Source organism: Streptomyces sp. N35 (assembly GCF_016464295.1).
GTDB lineage: Bacteria > Actinomycetota > Actinomycetes > Streptomycetales > Streptomycetaceae > Streptomyces.
Map to the genome: position 1 here is coordinate 1 of NZ_JAEIMH010000212.1, position 709 is coordinate 709.

The window sequence follows — 709 nt, forward strand, 5'->3', positions numbered from 1 at the left end:
ACGGGCCGACCATCAGCATGATCTTCTGCTGGTCCGTGGCCCCGCCCAGGATGTAGCCGAACCACTCCTGCAACGCCTCGACCGAGCCGGGGTCATCGGGCCATAGCTGTTCGAGGAAGGCCAGCCAGTGCGGGGCGGTCGCATCGGGGTCGTAGTTGAACGGGACGGACACCAGGTTGAAGAACTCCGGTGTGAGGGGCGACAGTTCCCGGTCGCAGACGTTCAGCAGCCCGTTGCGGCAGGCCACCACGGGTGCGGATCTTCCGTGCGCAGAGGCGGGATCACCGATCCACTGGGGCACGTCGACGGACGGGCGCAGGTGGGTGACGGCGGTAATCGCCTCGGTCAGATCAGCGATCTTCCGTTTCGTCGGCGACCAGTCGCGTACCTCTACCTCGCCTTTGACGGTCTGCTCGTAGGTGGCGTTCTCCAACTTCCGGTACAGGTCGGCACGGACTTCCTGGTCGTCGAGTTCCCGCCAGTGCGGGCCCTTCCACTGCATCCATGCTCCCCGCCAGTGCCGCAGCGTCAGCGCCTGGCCGCGCATCCATGCCGATCCCAAGTGCCGGGCCACAGCCATGGGGTTGGCCGGCGGCGGAATCGGTGCGCCGGTCAACTGATTGCGAGCAGCGATGTCCTCGGCCCTCTCGGCGTTCACGCGGCCCTCCTCATGGTCTTGCGGCGGGCCGAGTTGATCGTGGCAGCGGCT

1 pseudogene is annotated in these 709 nt (G+C 66.9%); it reads right to left on the reverse strand.

Features of this window, described 5'->3' with window-relative positions:
* Positions 1–658, reverse strand: a pseudogene (locus JAO81_RS41925) (NTP-binding protein); the annotation flags it as partial.
* Positions 659–709 lie beyond the last annotated feature (51 nt).